Source organism: Kocuria salina (genome assembly GCF_013368965.1).
Lineage (GTDB): Bacteria > Actinomycetota > Actinomycetes > Actinomycetales > Micrococcaceae > Kocuria > Kocuria rosea.
Genome location: NZ_SSSF01000011.1, coordinates 39985 through 60793 on the forward strand (window position 1 = coordinate 39985; position 20809 = coordinate 60793).

General features: G+C 67.4%; 28 protein-coding genes and 1 pseudogene. 12 read left to right on the forward strand and 17 right to left on the reverse strand.

The window, feature by feature from the left end:
- Positions 1 to 3 precede the first annotated feature (3 nt).
- Positions 4 to 435 (forward strand): DUF4913 domain-containing protein, encoded by a 432-nt coding sequence (locus tag E7Z53_RS17310; protein WP_176338381.1) that lies wholly within the window; start codon positions 4 to 6, stop codon positions 433 to 435.
- Between the two features lie 92 nt (positions 436 to 527).
- Here E7Z53_RS17310 and mobF read toward each other — a convergent pair whose 3' ends face one another.
- Positions 528 to 5069 carry a MobF family relaxase gene (gene mobF, locus E7Z53_RS17315; protein WP_176338382.1) on the reverse strand — a complete coding sequence of 1514 codons (4542 nt, stop codon included), beginning with the start codon at positions 5067 to 5069 and terminating at the stop codon, positions 528 to 530.
- A 512-nt stretch (positions 5070 to 5581) separates the two neighbouring features.
- Between mobF and E7Z53_RS17320 the strand changes: the two genes are divergently transcribed.
- On the forward strand, positions 5582 to 6013 hold the full coding sequence (locus tag E7Z53_RS17320; protein ID WP_176338383.1) for a hypothetical protein: 432 nt from the start codon (positions 5582 to 5584) through the stop codon (positions 6011 to 6013).
- A 57-nt stretch (positions 6014 to 6070) separates the two neighbouring features.
- Here the strand turns inward: E7Z53_RS17320 and E7Z53_RS17325 are convergent, their stop codons facing one another.
- Positions 6071 to 6208 carry a hypothetical protein gene (locus E7Z53_RS17325; RefSeq protein ID WP_176338384.1) on the reverse strand — a complete coding sequence of 46 codons (138 nt, stop codon included), beginning with the start codon at positions 6206 to 6208 and terminating at the stop codon, positions 6071 to 6073.
- Positions 6209 to 6465: 257 nt separating this feature from the next.
- On the opposite strand from E7Z53_RS17325, the gene E7Z53_RS17330 reads away from it, so the two are divergent.
- A complete protein-coding gene (locus tag E7Z53_RS17330; protein WP_176338385.1) occupies positions 6466 to 6759 on the forward strand; it encodes a PLD nuclease N-terminal domain-containing protein in 294 nt (97 codons plus the stop codon).
- On the opposite strand, the gene E7Z53_RS17335 is transcribed toward E7Z53_RS17330, so the two are convergent.
- The 10 genes and pseudogenes from E7Z53_RS17335 to E7Z53_RS17380 form a co-directional block, all read right to left on the reverse strand.
- Positions 6756 to 7052 (reverse strand): transcriptional regulator, encoded by a 297-nt coding sequence (locus tag E7Z53_RS17335; RefSeq protein ID WP_369598014.1) that lies wholly within the window; start codon positions 7050 to 7052, stop codon positions 6756 to 6758. The genes E7Z53_RS17330 and E7Z53_RS17335 overlap by 4 nt on opposite strands.
- Before the next feature lie 23 nt (positions 7053 to 7075).
- Complete coding sequence (locus E7Z53_RS17340) at positions 7076 to 7543, reverse strand: hypothetical protein (protein WP_176338386.1); 468 nt, start codon at positions 7541 to 7543, stop codon at positions 7076 to 7078.
- A 177-nt stretch (positions 7544 to 7720) separates the two neighbouring features.
- On the reverse strand, positions 7721 to 8203 hold the full coding sequence (locus tag E7Z53_RS17345) for a hypothetical protein (protein WP_176338387.1): 483 nt from the start codon (positions 8201 to 8203) through the stop codon (positions 7721 to 7723).
- Positions 8184 to 8468 (reverse strand): hypothetical protein, encoded by a 285-nt coding sequence (locus tag E7Z53_RS17350; protein WP_176338388.1) that lies wholly within the window; start codon positions 8466 to 8468, stop codon positions 8184 to 8186. The genes E7Z53_RS17345 and E7Z53_RS17350 overlap by 20 nt, the downstream gene beginning before the upstream one ends.
- Positions 8468 to 9113, reverse strand: a pseudogene (locus E7Z53_RS20485) (recombinase family protein). Before E7Z53_RS20485 ends, E7Z53_RS17350 begins: the two are co-directional and overlap by 1 nt.
- Positions 9114 to 9271: 158 nt before the next feature.
- Positions 9272 to 9733, reverse strand: coding sequence for a hypothetical protein (locus E7Z53_RS17360; RefSeq protein ID WP_176338389.1), 462 nt, complete (start codon positions 9731 to 9733; stop codon positions 9272 to 9274).
- A 161-nt stretch (positions 9734 to 9894) separates the two neighbouring features.
- Positions 9895 to 10242, reverse strand: coding sequence for a ribbon-helix-helix protein, CopG family (locus E7Z53_RS17365; RefSeq protein ID WP_176338390.1), 348 nt, complete (start codon positions 10240 to 10242; stop codon positions 9895 to 9897).
- A gap of 5 nt (positions 10243 to 10247) precedes the next feature.
- Positions 10248 to 10445: a hypothetical protein gene (locus E7Z53_RS17370; protein ID WP_053004906.1), complete on the reverse strand. Its 198-nt coding sequence runs from the start codon at positions 10443 to 10445 to the stop codon at positions 10248 to 10250.
- Positions 10446 to 10763: 318 nt separating this feature from the next.
- Entirely contained in the window at positions 10764 to 11249 is a 486-nt protein-coding gene (locus tag E7Z53_RS17375; protein WP_176338391.1) for a GNAT family N-acetyltransferase, read from the reverse strand.
- Positions 11250 to 11468: 219 nt separating this feature from the next.
- Positions 11469 to 11891, reverse strand: a complete 423-nt coding sequence (locus E7Z53_RS17380) for an ASCH domain-containing protein (protein WP_255219659.1) — start codon at positions 11889 to 11891, stop codon at positions 11469 to 11471.
- A gap of 191 nt (positions 11892 to 12082) precedes the next feature.
- Between E7Z53_RS17380 and E7Z53_RS17385 the strand changes: the two genes are divergently transcribed.
- The 4 genes from E7Z53_RS17385 (at position 12083) to E7Z53_RS17400 (ending at position 13880) form a co-directional block, all read left to right on the forward strand.
- The gene (locus tag E7Z53_RS17385; RefSeq protein ID WP_176338392.1) at positions 12083 to 12568 is read left to right on the forward strand and encodes a GNAT family N-acetyltransferase; all 486 of its coding nucleotides are present in this window, start codon (positions 12083 to 12085) and stop codon (positions 12566 to 12568) included.
- A 170-nt stretch (positions 12569 to 12738) separates the two neighbouring features.
- Entirely contained in the window at positions 12739 to 13011 is a 273-nt protein-coding gene (locus E7Z53_RS17390) for a hypothetical protein (RefSeq protein ID WP_176338393.1), read from the forward strand.
- Between the two features lie 27 nt (positions 13012 to 13038).
- On the forward strand, positions 13039 to 13266 hold the full coding sequence (locus E7Z53_RS17395) for a hypothetical protein (protein ID WP_176338394.1): 228 nt from the start codon (positions 13039 to 13041) through the stop codon (positions 13264 to 13266).
- Between the two features lie 164 nt (positions 13267 to 13430).
- Positions 13431 to 13880: a hypothetical protein gene (locus tag E7Z53_RS17400; RefSeq protein ID WP_176338395.1), complete on the forward strand. Its 450-nt coding sequence runs from the start codon at positions 13431 to 13433 to the stop codon at positions 13878 to 13880.
- Positions 13881 to 13980: 100 nt separating this feature from the next.
- On the opposite strand, the gene E7Z53_RS17405 is transcribed toward E7Z53_RS17400, so the two are convergent.
- Both E7Z53_RS17405 and E7Z53_RS20490 read right to left on the reverse strand, forming a co-directional pair.
- Positions 13981 to 14421, reverse strand: coding sequence for a hypothetical protein (locus tag E7Z53_RS17405; RefSeq protein ID WP_176338396.1), 441 nt, complete (start codon positions 14419 to 14421; stop codon positions 13981 to 13983).
- A 187-nt stretch (positions 14422 to 14608) separates the two neighbouring features.
- Entirely contained in the window at positions 14609 to 14743 is a 135-nt protein-coding gene (locus E7Z53_RS20490; protein WP_255219660.1) for a hypothetical protein, read from the reverse strand.
- Between the two features lie 350 nt (positions 14744 to 15093).
- Between E7Z53_RS20490 and E7Z53_RS17410 the strand changes: the two genes are divergently transcribed.
- Together E7Z53_RS17410 and E7Z53_RS17415 are read left to right on the forward strand one after the other, a co-directional pair.
- Positions 15094 to 15261, forward strand: coding sequence for a hypothetical protein (locus tag E7Z53_RS17410; protein ID WP_176338397.1), 168 nt, complete (start codon positions 15094 to 15096; stop codon positions 15259 to 15261).
- Between the two features lie 69 nt (positions 15262 to 15330).
- Positions 15331 to 15840, forward strand: coding sequence for a hypothetical protein (locus E7Z53_RS17415; protein WP_176338398.1), 510 nt, complete (start codon positions 15331 to 15333; stop codon positions 15838 to 15840).
- Between the two features lie 86 nt (positions 15841 to 15926).
- On the opposite strand, the gene E7Z53_RS17420 is transcribed toward E7Z53_RS17415, so the two are convergent.
- The 3 genes from E7Z53_RS17420 to E7Z53_RS17430 all read right to left on the reverse strand — a co-directional run bounded on the left by E7Z53_RS17420 (position 15927) and on the right by E7Z53_RS17430 (position 17133).
- Complete coding sequence (locus E7Z53_RS17420; protein WP_176338399.1) at positions 15927 to 16364, reverse strand: hypothetical protein; 438 nt, start codon at positions 16362 to 16364, stop codon at positions 15927 to 15929.
- 113 nt (positions 16365 to 16477) lie between these two features.
- Positions 16478 to 16822 carry a hypothetical protein gene (locus E7Z53_RS17425; protein WP_176338400.1) on the reverse strand — a complete coding sequence of 115 codons (345 nt, stop codon included), beginning with the start codon at positions 16820 to 16822 and terminating at the stop codon, positions 16478 to 16480.
- Positions 16823 to 16947: 125 nt separating this feature from the next.
- Positions 16948 to 17133, reverse strand: a complete 186-nt coding sequence (locus tag E7Z53_RS17430; protein ID WP_176338401.1) for a hypothetical protein — start codon at positions 17131 to 17133, stop codon at positions 16948 to 16950.
- Between the two features lie 171 nt (positions 17134 to 17304).
- On the opposite strand from E7Z53_RS17430, the gene E7Z53_RS17435 reads away from it, so the two are divergent.
- From E7Z53_RS17435 to E7Z53_RS17445, 3 genes are all read left to right on the forward strand, one after another.
- Positions 17305 to 18342, forward strand: a complete 1038-nt coding sequence (locus E7Z53_RS17435; protein WP_176338402.1) for a hypothetical protein — start codon at positions 17305 to 17307, stop codon at positions 18340 to 18342.
- 262 nt (positions 18343 to 18604) lie between these two features.
- On the forward strand, positions 18605 to 19153 hold the full coding sequence (locus E7Z53_RS17440; protein ID WP_176338403.1) for a hypothetical protein: 549 nt from the start codon (positions 18605 to 18607) through the stop codon (positions 19151 to 19153).
- Between the two features lie 746 nt (positions 19154 to 19899).
- Positions 19900 to 20809 (forward strand): hypothetical protein (locus E7Z53_RS17445; protein ID WP_176338404.1); only part of this gene is annotated, 910 nt, incomplete at its 3' end.

A 20809-nucleotide genomic window follows, 5' to 3' on the forward strand; every position in this document is an offset into this window, starting at 1 on the left:
GCCATGAGTGACATTGAGGACGACCAGTTCCCCGACCCGAAGGATCACCGGGGCCCGGACGAGGACGGGGTGCTGCCCGAGGGTGAGGACGTCCCGGACCGCGATTCCTCCTGGATGTCGCTCGTGTCGTGGGTGGAAACGCTGATCGCCAGCGTGGAGAGCTTCGACCACGAGGGCAACATGCACTGGTGCCCGCAGTGGTGGGCCCACCCCGAGGCGGTCGAGCGGTTCCGCGGGATGCACCAGCAATACCTCGCCTCGGCCCCGAATAAGGATCAGCCCTACGGGCTCTTCTCCTCATGGTGGACCGATCACTTCGACCGTCACGCGGCCGTGCTCTTCGCCAAGCGCGGCCCGTTCGGGGAATGCCGTGACGGGCACGTGGACAAGCCACGTCTCCCCACGGTGCCACCGCCGGCGGGATGGAGCGCATAGGAGGACACCGCGCCGTGGCCACGAGTAGAGCCGGGCTTCCCACGAGGAAGCCCGGCCCTACTTCTGCGCCCGGAGGAGGGTTGGACGTGTTGTTAGAGGCTGCGGCCGCCGGTGTCGCGTTGAGCTTGCTGCGCCCGCCGGGATGCGGCGGCCGCCCGGGCCGCTTCTTGCTGAGCCGTGGTGCGCTGGGAGGTGGGCGTGTCCTTCTGCTGCTGGTGCGGGTACTTGGCGGCATGGGTTTTGCGTGCTTGTTCGGCTTGCTCCTGGCCCAGCTGGTGCAATGACTTCCGCTGCGGGGTCCGAGGGGTCTCCGTCATGGCGGCCTCCTTCTTGTCCTGATTGGTCGGGGTGATGCCCTGCTCCTGCACTGGATCGGGGCGTTCGTGAGCTTGGCTGGCCCGATAACGGGCCACAGCCGCATTGATGAGCTGCTGACGGTCGGTAATGCTGTCGTCCCCGCCGCCGGTGGCCGCGGCGGCGACCGCGGCCTGGCGGGCTTGGCCGGCCGGTAGCGGATCGGGCCCCTGAGCGCGGGTAGTACGCAGCTGCTCGATAACCTGCTGCGCTTCGGCGGGGGTGCTCCGCACCCGTTCGGCCACGTGAGCCTCATCGACTGTCCGGCGGATGCGGGTTTGGCCCTGCGGAGTGGCAGCGATGAGCGCGGAGTGCTTGTGCAGGGCCGTGGCCCGGGCGATCAGCGCGGCCGCCACCGGGTCGTCCTGGTGGGCTGTGGGGATCAGCGTGGTCTCATGGGTCCCGATGTTGTAGCGGTTGCGGTACGCCTCGACCTCGGCGGCGACCTGGTGCCACTCGGCGGCCTTGGCGGGCTTGGCCGGCACCGGCCCCAGGGCCGTGGTCCACTCCGGGCGGGCCTCAGCCAGTTCCGCCCCACGCACCGCGATACGGTCATCCATGCGGGTACGCAGCCTCTCCAGCTGCTCCCGATACTGCACCGGCACCTGCGGGTCGGTCAGCAATGCCGTGGGGGCCAGGTCCTCGCTCACCCGGCGCCCGTCCGCCACGGCGGCCGATGCCGGGGTCTTACCGGCCACCGCGCGCACCTGCTGCTCGGCGGTGATGGCCTCACCGATAGTGATGCGCGAGTCGGTGCGGGTGCGCTCACCGCGGGCCATCTGCTCCACGGCCGCCTGGGCCGGGGCGAGGCGTGCGCGGCGGTCCTGTTCGGCGCCCATGGTCTGAGTCATCCACTCCAGTTTGGCTGCGGTGGTGGAAGTCCACCGCTCGGGAGGCAGGGCCTCCATCTGGGCCAGGCCGAGTCGAAGGGAGTCAGCCAGCTGCTCGGAAGGCATGAGCGCGAACGGGCGCTCCGCCCAGTCCGGGTCCTCGATCACCGGCTGACCCTGAGCTGAGCGGGTGCGTTCAGCCAGCTTCCCCAAGTGCTCGTCGGTGAGATTGCCCAGGGGCCGACGGTCGGTGTTGTCGAGGATGCGCCGGCCGGCCTGCATCTGGTGCTCGACACGCCAGGCCAGAACCGCGGCGGGGTCCGCTGCGTCGCCAAACCCGCGCTGAGCCACCGCCCGGGAGAGCAGTACGGCCGGGTCCATCCCTGCATCCTGGGCCTCTCGTAGGTGGGTGGCCACCGCACCCCATGCGTCCGAGCTCGTGAACTGCGCAGCCGTTGCGGCGCCCAGGGTCTCCACGGCCAGCGTCTTGGTTTTGGCGGTCCAGGCCGCCTCCTGGGTCTCGCGGTAGATGCCGGCCAGGGTGGCGACGTCGCCGTTACGCATGGCCTCGGCGGCCACCGTCTCGTGCGCGGACAGGTTCCGGTCGTAGGCCCCGGCGATCGCCTCCAGCACCTCCTCCCGGGACTGCCCCTCGGCCAGGGAGACGTAGAGCCGGTTGGTCTCGCGTCCCCGGGTGGCGGCCACATAGGCGGCAGCACGGTCCGTGGCGGAGTCCACGATCGCGTGCGCCGTGTCCACGGTCGCACCCTGGGCCCGGTGTACCGTCGCCGCGTAGCCCAGCTGGCCGTGCTGGGCCAGGTAGTCGGCGTCCAGGGTGATCTTGCCGCCGTGGCCGGTGTGCCGCAGCGTCGCAGTGTCCGCCCCGACTTTCTCAACGGTCCACACATCGTTGTTCTTCACGAAGTCCTTACCGCCGTTGAGCTGCAAGGTCCGGTCGTTGCGGCGGGTCACCACCACGTCCCCGGCATGGGCCATCAGGCCGTCGCGCAGCACCACCGACTCCCCGGATGCATCGAGGGCCCCGGTGGCGATCCGGGCCGCCTGGGCGCGGGCGTTCAGATCGGTCACGGTGGCGTTGTCGGTGGCGATCAGCAGCGACCGCTTGCCCGCCTGGGTGTCGGTAATCCAGGCCCGCAGCGCGGTGTCGGTCATGGCCTCGGTGTCCCCGGCGACCACGCGGCGGTTCTCCAGATACCAGGCCCACGGAACGTCGGCCCCGGCCTCCGGCGGCTCGCGCAGCGCCAAGGACGCGGCCGCCTCCCCCTCGGTGCGGAAGCGGTGCACGGCCTCCAGGCGAGTCGCCCCGACTTCATTGTCGAGCAGCCGCAGCGCCCCGCCGGAGCCGATCGCGCCCAGCTGGCGGTCATCACCAATGGCGCGCACCACGGCCCCGTGCCGGGCCGCCACGGCCACGAGCTCGGCCAGCTTCGGGGTGGTCACCATGCCCACCTCATCGAGGATCACCACGTCCCCGGCGTGCAGCTGCGCCGCTCCGGTGCGCCCGGTGCGGTGGGCGATCAAGAAGGCGTCAATCGTGGTCGCCTGCGCCCCAATGTCCTCCGACATGACGGCGGCGGCAGCCGCGGTGGGGGCCAGGCCGATGACGTTGCCGCCGGTGGCCCGGACCGCATCAGCGGCCAGGGACAGGCTGGTGGTCTTGCCGGCACCGGCCGGGCCGATGCCCAGGGTCAGCAGCTTTTCGTCGGTGGCGAAGGCCCGTGCCAGGGCCACTTGCCCGTCACTGAGGGGGCCGGTGTGGGCGGCCAGCACCTCGTCAAAGGTCTGGGTGGAGACGGCCGGGATGACGGTGCGCTGGGCGGCGGTGAGCACCTGGTGTTCGGTCTCCAGGACCTCCCGGGAGGTGAACACTGCCGCGTCGGAACGGATGAACTGGCTGGTGCCATCGGCGCGGGTGAACTCCGCCAGGTGCGGCACATCGGCGGTCGGGGTGACGGACAGGCTGTGCGTGTCGGTGGCTTCGCGCACCACCTCGGCCACCAGCTCATCGGGCACGGTGCGCCCGATCATGGCTTCTTTCAGGTGCCGGCGGGTCTGGGCGTGGACGTGGTTCACGCTCCAGGTGGAGCGCTTCTGGGATAGCTCGTGGACGACCAGACGGGCGTGCTCGGCCACGTCGATCTGGGTGACATCAGGGCCTGCCGGCAACCTGGTGGCGGCCGCCCGCACGTGGTCCAACAGGTCCTCTCCCACCGGCATCTGCGCCTGCTCGCGGTACTCCTTGCCCCACTCCTCGACCAGCTCGGACAGGCGTCGGGCGGACTTCTTCGCCGGTCGGGATTCCAGGGTGGCTTGCTGGGCTAGGGCGATTTTCTGCTTGGCGTTGGGTGCGTAGCCGTGGCGGTCGGTGAACTCCGTGTGCAGCCGCTCCAGGGTCCCGGCGATGTCGGCTCGGCGGGAGGAGGCGTGGTGGATCGCGTCCAGGTCCACCCCGGCGATCTCATAGATCGGCTCGTCCCCACCGACCATCCGCGGCACCACGGCGACCCCCAGGGAAGCGGTGACCTTCTCCATCACCTTCGCGTTGTAGGTCTCCGAGGCGGCCACATTCATCCGGTACAAGGTGCGCCCGTCCAGGGAGGACCACTTGCCGTCCGCACCCAACACCTTGTTGGCGATCACCACGTGATCGTGCAGCTGCGGGTCCCCATTCCGGGAGTCATAGTGGCGGAACTGAGTGGCCACCAACCCACCCTCCACGTCGATCTGCCGCACTCCGTTGTACCCGCGCCGGGTGTACGTACCCTCCTGCTCCAGGAAGCTCAGAGTCTCGGCAATGGCCTCGCTGTGCGCCGTCTCCACCGCTTTGCGGGCCTCGTCCCCGCCCAGGGCCCAGAGCAGGGAGACGGATTTGGCGGGGGAGAACACCAGGTCGTACCCGGCCACTGTCTGTTGCTTCGGGGTGGTCTGGGCCGTGATGAATCGGCCCAGCTCCTCCTTGTTCCGCACGTCGCGCCCGTGCGTCTCGCGGAACAGCTGGCCACCGACTCGGCGCCGGATGACCTGCCGCTCCTGCCGGGTCGGGGCCGCCCCGGTGGTGCGTTCGTGCCGGGCGATTTCCTCGTCCAGGCGACGGGTCAGCTCGGTGTTGGCCTGGGTGTACTTGTGGAACTTCCGCCCCAGAGCCACGTCGGATTGGGTGCCGCCGGCAGCCAGGATGCGGTCCGTGTCCGGGTGGACACCTTCCCCGAACAGGGCCGCCATCTGCGCCTCGGTGACCTCTCCGGACATCCCCAGTAACGCCTCGGAGTGGGCGACCCACTGCCCCGGAGGCATGCCCTCCACGGTGTAGTAGTCGCCCAACTCCCGGCCCTCGGCCCGCAACTCATCAGCCGAGGCTACCTCGCTGGTGTAGTAGGCATACCCGTCCCCAGCGCTGAGCTTGTGGACGGTCATCACAGAAGCAATCATGCGCGTTTTCATCCTCAGTTATCAACAATGCATGAGGTGTGACGGTCTACAGGGCTTGCGGGTCGTCGGATGAGCGCCAGCGAAGGAGACGGCCAAAAGACCAGAACGTCCGTCACGAACGTGACGCGGTTGTGCACATGAGACTGCTCTTGTGGGCAGGGGATGCCAAGGGCAGGACGAGGAACGAGGACGAACCGCAGCGCATCGGCTGTCCAGAAGACCAGTCGATTGGGTGCAAGCGAAACCGGGGTGTCCACATGCGGTGTTCATGTGGTCAACCCGCATGAGGTGTAGTGGGGGCTGTGGGTCCGGTGAAGAGACCGGAGGATGAATCTCGGAGGCGGTCCACAGCCCCCACCACAGCTCACAACACTGCCGCCGGGTAGGCGCCCTCTCGCGCGCCGCCGGCTCGACCGGCGGAACGCTCGGGATGGAGAAGTTGGTCTATGACCGTTAGGGGGCGATTGGTGTTCAATGGGATGGAATGGTGTTGCTGGTGTGAAGGAGGAGTGATGGCGCAGCGTAAAAGTGCGACGAAGACTGAGGCTCGGGAACGGGCCCGCCGGGCGGCCGCCGAGTCGATGGCCCGGGAGCAGCGGTTGTTGGAGCTGGGTGAGGAGTTCTTCGTCGCCGCCGGTGAGGCGGAGCAGATCATGGAGACGGCCGAGCAGCGCATCACGGAGATACGTGCCAAGGCCGAGCAGGAGGCCGCTCAAGCCAAGGAAGCGCAGGCGCGGGTGGTGGCCGGCATGAAGGGTGAACGGGTCACGGTGACCGAGATTGCCCAACGCCTAGAACTGTCGGCCGCTGAGGTGCGCACCCTGTTGAAGGAGTCCTCGGCTCATGCGCCGACTGACGCCGCAGACGTGTCCAGCGACAACGACGAGGTAGCGCAGGCCCAAGCTGATGCTGAGGCGTCCCCGCGTAAAACCGTCAGCGTGTAACCGACCCACCTTCCACGCACAGGAGCAACGGATGATCCCCGAGCCAGCACGCCCGCCTCAGGCCTGGGTCCGCGCGTCGGTGGCCGGGATGGTCACCGCAGCAGCATTGACCGGCTGCGCCCCCGCCTCCATGCCCACCAGCGGGGCACCTGTGGTCGTCGAGACGGTAGGGACGGACGTGACCACATGCCTCACCAATCAAGGGTGGGAGGTGTCGCACGTGAGCGCGGCCGGTTTCCGTGTGGATGCCGGCCTTCCCGCGGATCAGCAAGACGATGTTCAGCTGGCCTGGAGCGAGTGCGTGGGAACTACCGCCACGTTCTCGGTTCCATTTTCGGGATAGATCTGCGACTAGAGCCCGACCTGTGAATGGGCGACATGTCGGGCCAGTATCACGATGAGAGGGTAGGGACTACCAGTGTGCTGCCCCGACCGCGCCAAGGAGCTCGATGATGACAGCCCTCAACGTGAGGATTGCCCACGCTGCAGAGGAGGGCGCGAACCCGCTGATTCCCCACGCCTGGGAATGGCTAGCCATGGTGCCGCTGGCCTTGGCGATCGCACTACCAACCGCCGCGGTCATCTCCTTGGCATGGGACCGGCACTACAGCACCACCCAACGCCTGCTGTGGCTGATTCTCATCGTCATCGCACCCTTCATCGGCCCCCTGCTGTGGTTCACCCTGGGGCGGACTCACCTGCTCACTCAACGCACAACTCATGCTGCTTCACAGAGCCAGTCTTAGAGCCTGTCCTGTGAATCAGTGGTCCGGATGAGTTCTTCAAGGTAGGCCAGGTGAGACCGGTAGGCGCTGATGCCGCGTGCGGTGAGCCTGGCCCAGCCGCGTGGACGAGTGTTGACCGTGCGGGTGGACAGCTCCACGTAGCCAGCCTCTTCCAGTTTCTTCAGGTGCTTGCTCAGCACCGAGGGGCTCACCTGCAAACTCTCGCGGAGCAACTGGTACTCGGTGGTGCCCAGCTGGTGCAACAAGGCACAAATCCGCAGCCGGTAGGGGCTGTGAATCGTCTCGTCCAGCACGGGGGGCACCTCCTGCGCGGCGGTCACCGTCGGCTCTGGCGCATCGAGCGGGCGAAGACCGTCTCCATCCACGTGCTCAGCCCGAAGCACAGAGCCCCGGCCAACACGGCGGCCAGCCACAACACCCAGCCCAGGCCCGTGGCAGTGAACAGTGCGATCCCCGCGGCGCCGACCACGAGCACGGCCGCGGACTGGGCCAGCCCTATCCGCAGGCTGGCCTCGTCGTTCCAAGGGTCAGCTTGGGTTTTTGTCACCCAAGGACGCACCGCACCGAGCAACACCGCAGCAACCGCACTGACCGAGACAGCAACCGTGAAAGCGTCCTCGTCCAAGGCAAAGGCTCCGATGAAGGAGGCCACCACCAAGGCGAGCCCAACGCGATACCACAGAGGGGCCCGCAGGGCGGAGGAGACCCGAGCGCGATCGGCGTGAACCTGCTCAAGAATCCGTTGCGCGGCGGTGGCGTCGGAGGGGGCACCATTGTTTTCCATAAGTGAAACACTAGGTTTTCCAGAGCGGAAAATCAATGGTGCGGGTCGAGCGCAGCCGGAACTTGGCGCGAATCCACTCATCACGCTGCCCCTGACCCCAGACCGGCTGCCCCCATGCCGGCAAGCTGCCGCAACAGACTCCCTCTTGACCGGGCGCGCCGATTCGCAGAACAGATCCTAGAAGAGGGTGGGGTGGTCGGGGTCGATGCCGTGCACGAGCTCGCGCACCACGTCCTCATCCCACCCGTGGGTTTTCAATTCCTCGCGCAACTGCCGGGACCGGGCCGAGCGTTCGGCCCGCGACAGCCGCCGCCACCGGGCGGCGGTGGCCGAGGGCATCCGGCCCTTCATCGCCCGATCGGCCATGTTGTCTGACCGGGTGCCCAACAGCAGGTGCGTGGACGGCTCCAGGGACGCGCGCACGCACAGCGGGACGTCGCACCAGTGCAGCGCGGTCAGCCCTTCGATCGCACCCAGCCCACCGTGGACGGTGGCCAAGGAGAAACGGTGAGCGGCGACGGCTTTCTGCCCGTTGGCGGTGGGCAACCAGAAACGGCCGTAGCCGTCATCACTGATCGCACCGAGCCACAACCAGCACGAGTCGGGCTCCGGTCCTTTCAGGACGTGGGAGTAGAAGCGCTCAACGTCGGACGACTGCACGGCGGGCCTCCGCTCGATGGACCAGCAGCAACAGCAGACCCGTGAGCACCGCACCCACTCCGATCGCCGGCCAGGTGTTGTCGTTGATGACCACCACCTCCCACACCCAGAACAGATACGGGGCGATGGCTACGGTGCCGGCCAGACGGTGGCGCAGTCCTGAGGGCATCGGGATGATGCGCAGCACCCAGTGCGCTATCGCGTGGCCGATGCGGTAGAACAGCCGCACCCACCACAGCAGGTAGAGGATCACGAGGCGGGGCATCAGCGGTCTCCTCTCGGCGTGGGAGCACTCTGGGTGGCCGCCAGTGCCTCGGCGTCCCAGACGTCAATCTCATCCTCGGGCAACTCCAGACTCACATGCGCCAGGGACTTAATCTCCCCGCGCAGCACCCGACCCACAGCCCCCTTGGACACCCCCACCCGGCGGTGGATCTTGTAGTGGAGCAGCCCCGCCCGGTGCAGCCGGTGGATAGCGCGGACTTGCTCCGGGGTGATCGGGGATTTGCGCCCCAGCTGCACCCCGCGGGCCCGGGCGGCCTCCAAGCCGTCCTGGACCCGTTCCACGATCAGCGCCCGTTGGTACTCGGCCATGGCCACAAACACGTTGAGCTGGAAGCGGCCGGACGCCGGTGGTGGTGTCGATGGTGTCGGTGAGACTGCTCAGCGCAACGCCGCGGCGGATCAGCTCGTCAATTGTGGTGACCACGTGCACCAGGGACCGGCCCAGCCGGTCCAGGGAATACAGCACCAAGGTGTCCCCCTCCTCGGCCTCAGCCATGAGCGCGGCCAGGCCGGGGCGCTCCGCCTGGGTGCCGCTGATCTTGTCGGTAAAGACCAGCTCCGCCGGCACCCTGGCCTCGGTGAGCGCGCGCAGCTGCACATCGAGGTTCTGGGAGGTGGTGGACACCTGGGCGTAACCGAGCAGCCGGCCGGGGCGACTCGAATCTGGGGCCGTTGTGAGCTTTTTGAGTCATCGTCTATCGAGTCCTGGATTTCGAGTCGGATTTGGGAAGCTGTTGCCGGCCCTCGTCGGCGGGCCGGCCACTATGGTCACCGAGCCAGTGATCAACCCCTGTAGACGACTGTGCCATCCGGCCATGTCTCGTCCGGCTGCCGCACCGTAGAGCCCGGGCGGTCCTCAACAGTGCCGGTGCCATGCACCTGCACGCCTCGAACTCCTTCGTTGACCAACTCGCCGTCAATGTTCATCGTCCCGAGGGCAACGCATGTCTCCGCGAGGCGCACGCGCCCACCCTGGCTGATGTTGAGCGTGCCCGACGCTTGCTGATGGAACGTCGCCTCACCATGAGCGGCAACATTGACGGTTCCCATGACATGCCCCTTGGCATCGAGGGACGCCCCGCTCTCCACGTTGACAGATCCGGTGAGCTCCGCCAGAGACACCACATGGGCCCCTGCTTTGATGACCACCGTGACAGTGATCGGCTCGGAGAGCTCACAAGACTCCGTGATGACGACGTCGGGGATTTCCACCAGTTCACCGTCTTTGTAGGTGTAGCTGGGCATGGCAACTCCTCCATTTGTATTCGTGCAGTGCTGAGGACTTCGGCTTCACTGTGCCTATGTATTTTTATGGCACATAGGCACATAGGCGGCTAGTGGTGAGTGCGCTTGGGGTGGCGGCTCCGCTGATCCGGTCCGGTTATGCGGCGCCGTGGCCGGCGTTGTCACTGATCGACTGTGGCTGATGCCCCCTCACCGAGACGGATGTAGGCGATCAGTGCCTCACGCACGATCTCGGACTCATTGCGGTGCTGCTCCTGCGCAATCTGGTGCAGCCGGTCTTTGAGTGCTTGTGGGACGCGGGCGCGGACCACTGGGGACTTTCCTTCCTGGCCCAGCGCGGGCCGGCCCACCGCGATACGGGTAGCCTCCTCAGCTGTCGTTGTGCCGGTAGCAGCCATCAAGGCGGTCCGGGCGGCCTCGGCCGCCTCCGGTCCGCGCCGGACGGTGCCCGGCTTCACGCTCAGACCGCCGTGCTCGGCGTGCCGGGCCAGCTCGTCGTAATCACCCATGAGGGTCACTCTCCTTCGTAGAGCAGATGCCGGTACAGGTCGGTGAGCTCCATCGCGTGGAAGATCACCAGGTCACGTGGTGGACGGTGGGCGGCGATGACTTCGAGGTATTTCTCCGTCTGCCCGTGCGGGTGCCCCACGTAGACGACCGTCACCTCACCAGGACGCCCCTCCACCTCAGCGCTGACTTCGGCGTGCGTCATCGCGTACAGGGCATCTTGCCTAGTAATGCCATGTCGGCCTGCGCTGTGCGTCCACTCAACTCCCATACCTAATAGTGTAGCACAAAATACGGCTACACTATTAGGGCCCCGTGAAAGGTGAGGAGTTGCACCTGCCGGGGTGCTCCAGAGGTCTCACACTCTCCAGCGACGGTTTCACAGGGACTGATAGAGCTTCGCGTACTCATCGATGGCAGTGGAGGCCCGTTTTTTGCTACCGGCAGAGAGCCCAACTCCCACTGCGGCAGCCATGGCTTCACATCGTGGCGTGCCCTTTAACCAGTCATGGCGCTGTGATCGTTATGGGCTCCAAGCCATGACGCCATCGGCTTCGCGGCCGGGGACGTCCACGAAACCCTCAGCCAGGTAAAGCTTCTTGGCGTAGTTGTCAGCCTCCACAGAAAGACTGATGCGAGGCACCTGCCGAGTCCGCGCATCATCCTGAGCCCGACGCAGAAGTGCTCTGCCCAGTCCGCGGCCACGCCAGTCCTCCCGCACCCAGAGACTCACCTCCGGGGTGTCCTCGTCGAGGAAGCCGTAGCCGAGGTCATCCGGGGGCAAGTGCAGGGCCCATACGACGCCGATGGCTTCATTGCCGACCTCCGCCACCCACCCGAAGTCCCCGCGGTACGGATCAAGGATCGTGTAGTGGACGAACTCCAGTCGCGTGCTCACATCGATCGCCGAGAACCGCTCCCCGCACCAGTTGAGGTTTTCGAGCGTGGCGGTTGTCAGCAAAGCGCTCTCCGCTGCCGTCAGTTCTCGGAAGAAGACGTCATCGAGCATGCATTCATCGTAGACAGAGGTGGCCAGCTGATGAGCGACAGGAGGAACTGAACGGATCGGCCGGAGAAGACTGAACACTGGGCTGTCGAGGAACCCCTACTGCAACATTGTTCTCGCGGAAAGTGTCCGGTAGCCGGGCCACATGTAAAGCAAACGACCTCGCGCTGATTGTGCGCTGGAGTGGTGCCATCGGCACACCACAGAGCCGGGTCGATGGGATCACTTCACCGGGTCCGGGAGGAGCCGGAATCGTTCCAGCACCACAAGCGTGTCGTCGTCCAAGTCGTGCCCCGGGACCTCGGCGCACGCCTCCGGCGGCGAGGCCGTCCAGAACTCCTCGTGGGCCTCCCGCCACAGGGCCACACTGCGGTGCCCCTCGCCCTCGGCCAGCACGTGCTCCCAGGGCACCTCAGCCAACCGCATCGTGGCCACCTCGGTGATCTCCAAGGTGGCAACCACCCGCCCGGTGGAGTCGATGAGGGCCTGACATTCGCCGGGGCGCGGCAGGGGCTGGTCCTCGGCTTCGTAGTCATCCAGCAGCGACGATGTGCCTGTCTTCGCGCTGGACCGGATCAGCTGGACGAGGCGGTCCCGCAACGGTCCGGGGGTCGCGAACTCGGCCACCGGCATCGATTCATCCATGGTCCGAGTATGTCGCCCGACGACCTCAGAAGAGCGCACTCGACCCCACGGGCAACTCGCTCATACAGGAATCAAGCGCCCACCAGCGAACCCCTATCGCATGTGCTGAGCGTGGGTCACCACGTGCATGTGCTCGGCAGGTGTTGGATACGGTGACAAGACCACCTATGCCTATGCCAGAGGTCTTCTTCATGCGCGTTGCTCCCTCGATCACCCTGCGCCCGTTCCGGGAGACGGACGCCGCCTTCTTCACCGGTCTAGCCACCGACGAACGCGTAACCCGCTACGTCGGCGACGGCCAACCCTGGGCGCCCCAACTCGTACAGGACCGTCTCGTCGTCGCGCTGCAGCAAGAGCCGGTGGAGCAGGTCGGGGCGATCCGGTGGTACATCGCCGAGGAAGCCGGCGAGGGGGTCGGTCTGCTCGTTTCAACCCGACGGGAGACGGGCGTGGAGATCGGCTATTGGGTCTCCCCCGCCCACTGGGGTCGCGGAGTGGCTGGGGCCATGGTCGATCGTGCTGTGGCCGTGGTCCCACAGGTCTACGGTCGGGCCCGGCTGATCGCACGCGTGGACCCGGCCAACGCCGCCTCAGCCCGTCTACTAACCCGCCGCGGTTTCGGGCTCGGGGCCAACCACGATGGCCTGGACCGCTACGTCCTGGTGCCGGCGCAGTAGTCGACAACGACCATCAAGGAACCTCTACCGCGGTGCCGTCGAAAAAATGTCACCGCAGAAAGTAGCACGGGATCCTACCGGCGGCACAGCAGATTAGGAGAGTGGCGCACCGATGCTAGGCCTCGGTCTGACTACGCTGAGCTCAACTTCCCCGCGGCAGGAGGACAGCGATGCACTCGACTCCATCTCCGGTGACAGCCGGCCTCAACGGCGCAGTGCTCGGCGCGGCCGCAGCCGGACTGCTCGGTCTGATGCTCACGGTGACCGCGCTCCTCACCGGCGGTCACGTGAATCTGCCCGGACTCATCGAGGCGACCGGTGGGACGACCAACGGCGCGGCCTCGGTGGAGTTCACCCTTGGGTGGACAGCACTGGCGGCCGCGGCCGTGATCGGCGCGTCGTTCGAGGCTCGACGAACTCGAAGCCGTACGCATGGGGCCTGACCGCTTCGCCTCGCTGAAGGGCACCTGATGAAGCTCACCGCCGCAGCACGCCATTTGTTGCGCATCCCCTTGGCCCTGATCGCTCTGGGTGCTGTCACCGCAGTGGGCGGCTGGGTCTGGAACATCGCGGAGTGCTGCGAGGGCGGGGCGAACATCGGCGCCGGGATGGTCTGGTTGCTCGGTCTGACCTTGCTCGCCAGTGGTGCCCTATGGGGCCTCATCACCGTGCTCGCCACCACGCGCGATCGAGGCTAGATCACCCCTGGGCCGGTCCTCCTGCCACACCCGCTGGGTCTCGAACCGTGCCACGGCCTGATCCCCAGTCGTGCCGGCCCGGAGCCGAACCTCAAGCGCACGACGGTGGATACACCCATTTGTGCGCCCCTTCATTTACGGTGCGCTGAAACCGAACGGGATGGGTGTCGATGATGAACCACCGCATAAGGCAGTACGCGTTCTTGGTCATGGCCTGCGGCCTGATGGGGGCCGTGTCCGGCTGCGGTGATAACACCGATGAGCTACCGGCCTTCGACTCCCTGGAAGCCACCTATCGCGCCGTCGACGAGGTCGTGGACTGCTCCGATGATCCCCCGGAGCCCACACTGAAAGTCCCGAAGTCAGGCGGACCCACCGGCGAATCGATGATGTGCACCAACACGGTCGAAGTGCTCTGGTTCGACAGCGAGGAAGCCCGCGCGAACGTCTACGATCTCTTCGCCAACGCCGGCAACACGGTGTACCTGGCAGAGGGCCGCAATTGGTTCGTCGTTGATGCCTCCGAGATCATGGTCGAGACAATGTCCGAACGCACGATCGACATGGAACGGCTCGCCGATATTTTGGACGCCCGGTACACGGTGGAACCGTAAAACCATCCCCCAGCAGATTCGCCGTAGTGGCTCATCACGGAACCCCAGGTGAACCCTCGTTGAAGTAGACTGGTCCGCGGCCGCGCGGACGCCCATCTCCCTAGCAGTAGTTCGCGTCGGCGGCGTCGTGGGCTCGAGGGACAGAGACAGCACCACGGTCCCGGATGGCCAGGACCACCCCACCGAGCAACCCGGCCACCAGCCCGTACGGGGTGAGGACCAGGACGTAGAGGAACCACACCGGGTCGAGGACCACGTTGAGCGCCAGGAAGGGCAGCATCAGCGCCGCACCGGCAACGGTCATCAGGCCGACACGGACCCCGGCGGTTAGGCCGTAATCGGCCCCGGCCTCCCAGCACGGGCCCCACACCAGCTGGGTCCACACCAACCCCACTCCCATCAGCACCGCCCAGCACAGCATCCAGGCCGACCAGCCGCCGCCCGGTGACAGGACGGCCGCGTAGGCCAGGGCCAGCACCGGGGTCAGCGCTTGGAACACCAGATAGGTGCTCAGTCGATGCACGTGCAGGGCTCGCCTCACCAGATCACGCCTCTCCGCTCGACAGTCCCCACCGTATGCCGCGCGCCGGCCCCATGACGCGATAACCCTGCTCGGGGCCACCACTCAGGGACACTGAACGCGGCGTCCGCCACTTCGCGTTCGTAGCCTTCGACCTCGGGTTGGCAGGACCGCTGCGGCGGCATACTCCCCTGCCGCTTGCGTGGCCTCATCTACCGATGATTCTGATCAGCCACCCCAGCAGGGGAACGACGTTGACGACATCGAACACCCGATCCAGGAGATGGCCCATTCTCCACCACCAACTCGGATCCTGCGGCGGGTCCTGTTTGGTCTTGATCATGGGGTACATCCCTCCTGCGCTAGGACAGAGGCGACCAACGTCTCCTGCCCCACCCTTCCCGAAGACTCCGCCGGATCCCCGCAGGACAGTCCCGGCGCCGAAGACCTTCCGTGCATTCTGACGAACCGGGTGATCTACCTGTGCTGTCGAAGGATCCGCTCGACCCGGTTCACCACCGTTCTCCTCAGCGGTGACCTGCCCGTGCCACGCCCGGGTCCGATGCCGCGGCGATGACCGCAGCTTGCGCGCACGGGAAAGTGCCGGCAGTCCGACACGCACGGCACGGGCAGGGTGCATCGGATGCAGTAGTTCCTCGATAGCGTGGGCAAACCTACTCCAGGAGGTTCCTCGTGATGGAGGTCGCCGGCTTCGGGGCATTGCTCGGACTGTTCATCTGGGTGCTCATGGTCGCCCTCACCTTGTGGCTGCTCTATTGGGTGGTGCGCAAGGGCGTCACCGCCGGCATCAAGGACTACGCGCACCAGCACGGCGACCGCCCCGGCAACTGGCAGCCATAGACCATCCCGCTGCACCGTCCCGGCCGGAGACCAGCACCCTTTCCTCGATTCGCCAAGGAGCCCCCCGCCGTGCAGCGACCCGCCCGTGTCCTCAGCCTCGCCGTTGCCGCGCTCACCTCCCTGGCGCTCACCGGGTGCGAGGAGAACCTGCTCCTCCAGGACAGACCGGAACCCCTTTCTCAGGTCACGCCCACCGCGATCACCCCCGATCCCGGGTGCACCATCTCAGCAGCAGGCAAGGACCCAGGACAGACCGAGGACCTCGCCACAGCACCCGGCAACTTGAAGCTGAGCTGCGGCGACCGGTCCCTGAGCCTGGCCGGGGACTACACGAACAAGACCGCCAACAGCTTCTTCCCGGACCACACCGCCATCAAGGCTGCCATCGTCGTCGACGGCGAAGCCCGTATCTGGCACATCCTCGGCCCCCGGGGCGAGGAGGAGGGGTGCCTGACCGTTCAGCGTCTCGACGAGACCAGCGCCTCCCGCGACGAGTGCGACGCCGAGCGGCTCAACCAGTGGCAGGACAGCGACCCCGCCGCAGAAACCCGCGACACCCCCGCAACTCAGATCCCCTAGGGGCTGCCCGACGGGACCCCACTGCCCCAGAAGGAACCCCATCTGCAGCGTTGACGGATCAGGAAGGCCCGCGGGCGCACGTCTTCCTAGCGGGTGTTCGCGTCGACGGCGTCGTGGGTGCGAGTGGCAGGAACAGCACCGCGGTCCCGGATGGCCAGGACGGCCCCACCGAGCAACCCTGCCACCAGCCCGAAGGGGGTGAAGATCAGGGCGTAGAGGAACCACACCGGGTCGACGACCACGTTGAGCACCAGGAAGGGCAGGATCAGCGCCGCACCGGCGACGGCCATCAGGGTGACGCGGATCCCGGCGGTCAGGCCGTAGTCGGCCCCGGCCGCCCAGCACGGGCCCCATACCAGCTGGGTCCACACCAGCCCCACCCCCACCAGCACCGCCCAACACAGCAGCCAGGCCGCCCAGCCGCCCGGTGACAGGACGGCCGCATAGCCCAGGGCCAGCACCGGGGTGAGTGCTTGGAACACCAGATAGGTGCTCAGCGGATGCACGTGCAGGGCTCGCCTCACCAGATCACGCCTCTCCGCTTGATAGCCCCACCGTACGCCGGGCACCCGCGCCACGACGCAAGGACCACGCTCGGGCCATCACCCGGGGACCCTCACCAGACAGGTCGGCGCATCTAGAGCGGCTCTTCGCCTGCCTCGCGGCGAGGGCTCTCGTGAATCTTGGAAGTCGTGTATGCAGGACCGCCCACATCGGCGATCCTCGAGGTCCCCGGTGAGAACCCGAACAGTCGTGACTGCACCGACGCCGCATCCATGACCGGAGCGGCCACACCTGATCGCGGGCGTCGGATATTGAGCAGCAGACGGATCACGACAAGCACTCCGAGGAGCCCCCCGAGGGGACCGAGGAACGGACTCAGTCGCACCTCGATCAGTCGGTCCAGGACCATGAGGAGCAACAAGGCCCCGAGCAGCACGACCGTTACGGCGGTCAAGATGCGGGAGAACTGCCGTTCCATCAGATCACCCTTTCCAGCTTGCTCCACGGGGTATGCGAGGGAGTCAGGTCGTTATCGGAGCGTTGCTCCCGACCAGATAGTCCACCCCATCAGCGCGGTGATGCTGTGCCCTGGGCCGGTGGCGGTCAGCTGCGTGGACGGTCCCTGTCACTGCGGGGTCGCCCGGGGGTGAGCATCCCGGACTCGTTCACCAGCAGCACACCTGCTGCCGCCGGAAGAAACAGCAGGGCGGGCAGCCATTCCGTGACGGCGAACAGGCCCAGGGCGAGGAGGAGAACGACGATCGCAGCGACTCGAGCTGTGGTGTGCATGAGATCACTTCCGTTGAGTTCGTGAAGCCTAGCATCGGCCTCCGGCACGCCTTCCGGCCCGATCCGGTAGGCAGGTGCGGCACGGGAGAAGCCACTACGTGACCCCAGAGATCGGGAACCTGCCGGGGGCGCCGAGACACAGAACCGGGCACCAGGCGGAGAATGAGGGTCATGTCGGAGAAGTTCAGGTGGGTGCCGGACCTCGCGCGGGGCGAGTGGCTGCGCCCGGTGGAAGCCGAGCCGCTGGGCAGCGTCTTGTCGGTGGTACCGCGCGGCTTCCAGGCCTACGCCCGCCTGTTCCATCCGGTCGAGCGCGACCGGCCACGGGAGACAAAGACGTGGCAGGGCCTCAACGAGGCCACCTACTTCGCCGGTGTCCACGACATCGAGGCCGCACTCGAGACACAGCGGGCCACCTGGGCCCAGGCCGCGGCATCCTTCGGCACGACCATGCACGCCCAGGCCCAGTACGCACGCCTCGTCCGGGCCGACTACAGCCAGGTCGACGGCGTGATCGCCGCCGACGGGTGGCGCTACGGCGACACGTCCGAGGGCCGCCTCGACACCGTCTCGCTGGCGGTGGCCGCGGCGGTGCTGGCCCGGCACACCAGCACCCCGGATGCTGGGATCGCCGCGATCTGGGAGGGCTGGGGCGGGCTGGTCAGTTCGGCCGGAGCCGCCCGCTACGTGCTCGTGCCCAGCGACGAGTGGCCGGCCCCAGACACCACTGAGGAAACAGGGCGCGTCACCGCCCTCTCGCTGCGCCAGCGACTGGCCGCTGCCGTCCGATTGAGGATCACCGGCGCCCAGGCGGCGCTGACGGCTCGTCCCCGGGGTGCCCACCGCGACCCCGCGCCCGGCACCGGGGTGCTGGCCCCGGAGGTCGCCGCCGGGCCGCGGTTCGCACTGCACGGGGACACCGGGCGCAGCTATGTCCTGTTCGAGGCCGGGGCCGACGACTTCACCGACCCCACATGGCCGGACCGTGCCCCCTGGGTCGATGAGCCTATGTGGGCGCACTCCCCCAGCATCCTGTGGCCCGACGACCACGCCTGGGTGCTCGCCACCGAGATCGACTTCGACTCCACCCTCGTGGCCGGCACCACGGCACTGGTACGCGAACTCGTACGGACCCCGGGCCTGGAGGTGCTGCCCCTGCGCACCGACGCCGACCTCACCTGGGACGGCGACGCGCTCAACCGCCCCTAGTAACGTCGTAGCCTCGGACGCCGCCCGGACATCCACCCCAACCGCGACTGCAGAAGGGCCTCAAGCTCACAGTGGGATGCCCCTGCCAGAACACATCGGGCTGGGGGAGTCTCTCCCTCCGATGACCGGGGTCCCTGACCGACAAGCACCTTCGAACAGCTGGCTCACCTCATGTGCCCGACCCGTCGCGCCCGTTCCTGGGTGCCGCCGCGAGGCATGTGAGAGTCTGGCTTCGTCCCCATCACCCTCCCCTGGAGCCCCCGTGAACGCTGCCGCGCCCACCTCTGCCCTCACGCATCGACCGGTCGTCGACTCCTTCGCCGTCGCCGCCCAGATCCGCATGACCGCCGCCGGCACCCGCGCACGCCTGGCCGTCGCCGTGCCACCAGAGGCACCCGTCAGCCCGAACGCCCTCATCGCCGCGCTGCTCACCCTGGGCCAGCAAGTGCTGGAGGAGTACCGGCTCACCGGCCAGCCACTGCCCGAGGTGGAAGTCACCGCGGTCGAGCGTGTGGAGACCGTGCCCGCGGCCGCGGCGACCACCGGGTTCACCGTTGGGGTCACCAACGACCTGGCAGCCCAGCGCTCCACCCTGGTGCTGGACTCGGACTTCCTGCTGGGCAACGACGGCGGGGTGCTGCTGGCCGCCGCCACCCTGCTGGCCGGGGCCGAGCACCTGCTCGACCCGGCACCGGTAAGCCGCTCCCGCCGCACCGGGGGCAGGCCCCCTCCCCCAGCCGCCGCCGCTCAGGTGGCCGGGGCCGCGGCCGCCGCTGAGCCTCCCCAAGCTCCACCTGCTGCCCCGAGATAGGGACCCCTACCCGAGTGCGGGACGGGCCGACCGTAGTGTGATCTCCATCGGCATCCGACGCGCTGTCCCGCCATAGCCAACTCGCAGCAGAAACCGCTCGAGCTCATATCGATGCACCCCAGCACCCACCCTGACCAGGAGGGCCGATGCCGCCCCACGGTTCCGCTGCCGCACCGGGGTGGGTCCACGCCTACCGCCAAGCCAGTACGGAGCTGGCCGCTGTCATCCACGGCATCATCGTGACCTCAGTGCTCTTCGCACCCACCGGAGACCTGGTGGTGTTCTTCCATCGCCCCGGCGGAGCTCGCTACGCCTGGATCTACGGCCCTGAGCACCTCCCGACAGGCGAAACAGACACAGTGGAGTTCGCCCGCCTCTCCCTGCTCGGTGATCTCGTTCCTCCCACACAGTGGGTGAAGGTCCCGGCCAGGGCGGACCTGACGCGGTGGGCAAGACAGTTCGGTCACGTGCTCTGGGGCGGAAGAACCGAACAACCCAGACCACCGGCCGGATAGGAACCCCAACTGCAACGGTGCATATCACGCCGTCGACGCGAACATCAGCGGTTCTGGCCTCGGCGTCCATGACCGTCCGAATGCCCGGGTGCGTCCTAGGCTGAGCAGGTGCCACCCTTCGTCGACGTCTCCGCGCGCCACCGTGCCGTGAGGCGCACCGTTCTCGCCCTGGTGGGGGTGTTCCTCTTCTGTGCCGTGGCCGGCACAGTATTCCTCTGGAGTCAGATGAGCGTGACCACCCCATTCGACCCCTGGTGGCGCAGCCTCAAGAGCGTGGAGCGGCAGCTGGATCGACTCGAGGGCGTGGATCGGGCGGTGCTGACGGTGGACACCCCGTATTGGGTCAACCGCTCGTTGCACGGAGCCTGGCCGCCCAGGTCCGGAACCCTGGAACTGGACCTGGACGAGGACACGGACCAGGCCCGGCTGCTGGAACTCCTTCCTGAGGCTCACCGGATCATCACCGAGCACGACTGGCCGGTGGAGCAGGGCCACCGCGTCGGTCCCGAGGAAGGCCCCGAGGCGGTGACCTTCCCGGTGGAGCCGGCCACCTGGAAAGTCCTCGTCACCTCCGGCTCCGATCGCCTCGAGGCCGGGGAGGGGCCCGTGTCGGTGCTACCGCTGGCCCGCCAGTGGACCAACGCGGCCCGGGCCGTCACAGACCGCCTGGTGACCGGAGATGCCCCCGGACCCGGCCCGGCGATCACTTTGATCGGCTACGGCGAGGTGGACCTCAACTCCGAGGCTTCAGTCCAGGGGTTCCTGGACGCCCGCCAGGTGATGCCCGATGACGTTCAGCTCATCGGCCAGGAGGGCAACACCACCGTGCTGGCCGAGAACCCCACGGGCATGGGTCAGGTCACCGCCGCGGACATCGTCGCCGGCGCACGCCTGGGGAACGCTGAAGGTATCCGCACCCTGGACATCGGCTACGGAGGCGAGGACAGCCGCCTGAGCTTCTGGGCAGAAACCCGGGACGACTTCGGGGCGCTTCCGGATGGTCCTCTCCCGGAGTCCACGCTGACCACCGCCGCCGAGCTGCACGACCGGCTCGCCCGACAAGAGATCAAGCACACCATCATCGTCGCCGTCCCCGGCCACGCATATACCTGGCCCGCCGAGATCGAAGAAGTCAGCGAGT

Coding starts and splice junctions, on each gene's coding strand:
- E7Z53_RS17310 (WP_176338381.1), top strand. CDS start 4: ATGAGTGACATTGAGGACGACCAGTTCCCCGACCCGAAGGATCACCGG.
- mobF (WP_176338382.1), bottom strand. CDS start 5,069: ATGATTGCTTCTGTGATGACCGTCCACAAGCTCAGCGCTGGGGACGGG.
- E7Z53_RS17320 (WP_176338383.1), top strand. CDS start 5,582: ATGGCGCAGCGTAAAAGTGCGACGAAGACTGAGGCTCGGGAACGGGCC.
- E7Z53_RS17330 (WP_176338385.1), top strand. CDS start 6,466: ATGACAGCCCTCAACGTGAGGATTGCCCACGCTGCAGAGGAGGGCGCG.
- E7Z53_RS17340 (WP_176338386.1), bottom strand. CDS start 7,543: ATGGAAAACAATGGTGCCCCCTCCGACGCCACCGCCGCGCAACGGATT.
- E7Z53_RS17350 (WP_176338388.1), bottom strand. CDS start 8,468: ATGCCCCGCCTCGTGATCCTCTACCTGCTGTGGTGGGTGCGGCTGTTC.
- E7Z53_RS17360 (WP_176338389.1), bottom strand. CDS start 9,733: ATGCCCAGCTACACCTACAAAGACGGTGAACTGGTGGAAATCCCCGAC.
- E7Z53_RS17365 (WP_176338390.1), bottom strand. CDS start 10,242: ATGGGTGATTACGACGAGCTGGCCCGGCACGCCGAGCACGGCGGTCTG.
- E7Z53_RS17370 (WP_053004906.1), bottom strand. CDS start 10,445: ATGACGCACGCCGAAGTCAGCGCTGAGGTGGAGGGGCGTCCTGGTGAG.
- E7Z53_RS17375 (WP_176338391.1), bottom strand. CDS start 11,249: ATGCTCGATGACGTCTTCTTCCGAGAACTGACGGCAGCGGAGAGCGCT.
- E7Z53_RS17380 (WP_255219659.1), bottom strand. CDS start 11,891: ATGGATGAATCGATGCCGGTGGCCGAGTTCGCGACCCCCGGACCGTTG.
- E7Z53_RS17385 (WP_176338392.1), top strand. CDS start 12,083: ATGCGCGTTGCTCCCTCGATCACCCTGCGCCCGTTCCGGGAGACGGAC.
- E7Z53_RS17390 (WP_176338393.1), top strand. CDS start 12,739: ATGCACTCGACTCCATCTCCGGTGACAGCCGGCCTCAACGGCGCAGTG.
- E7Z53_RS17395 (WP_176338394.1), top strand. CDS start 13,039: ATGAAGCTCACCGCCGCAGCACGCCATTTGTTGCGCATCCCCTTGGCC.
- E7Z53_RS20490 (WP_255219660.1), bottom strand. CDS start 14,743: ATGATCAAGACCAAACAGGACCCGCCGCAGGATCCGAGTTGGTGGTGG.
- E7Z53_RS17425 (WP_176338400.1), bottom strand. CDS start 16,822: ATGGAACGGCAGTTCTCCCGCATCTTGACCGCCGTAACGGTCGTGCTG.
- E7Z53_RS17430 (WP_176338401.1), bottom strand. CDS start 17,133: ATGCACACCACAGCTCGAGTCGCTGCGATCGTCGTTCTCCTCCTCGCC.
- E7Z53_RS17435 (WP_176338402.1), top strand. CDS start 17,305: ATGTCGGAGAAGTTCAGGTGGGTGCCGGACCTCGCGCGGGGCGAGTGG.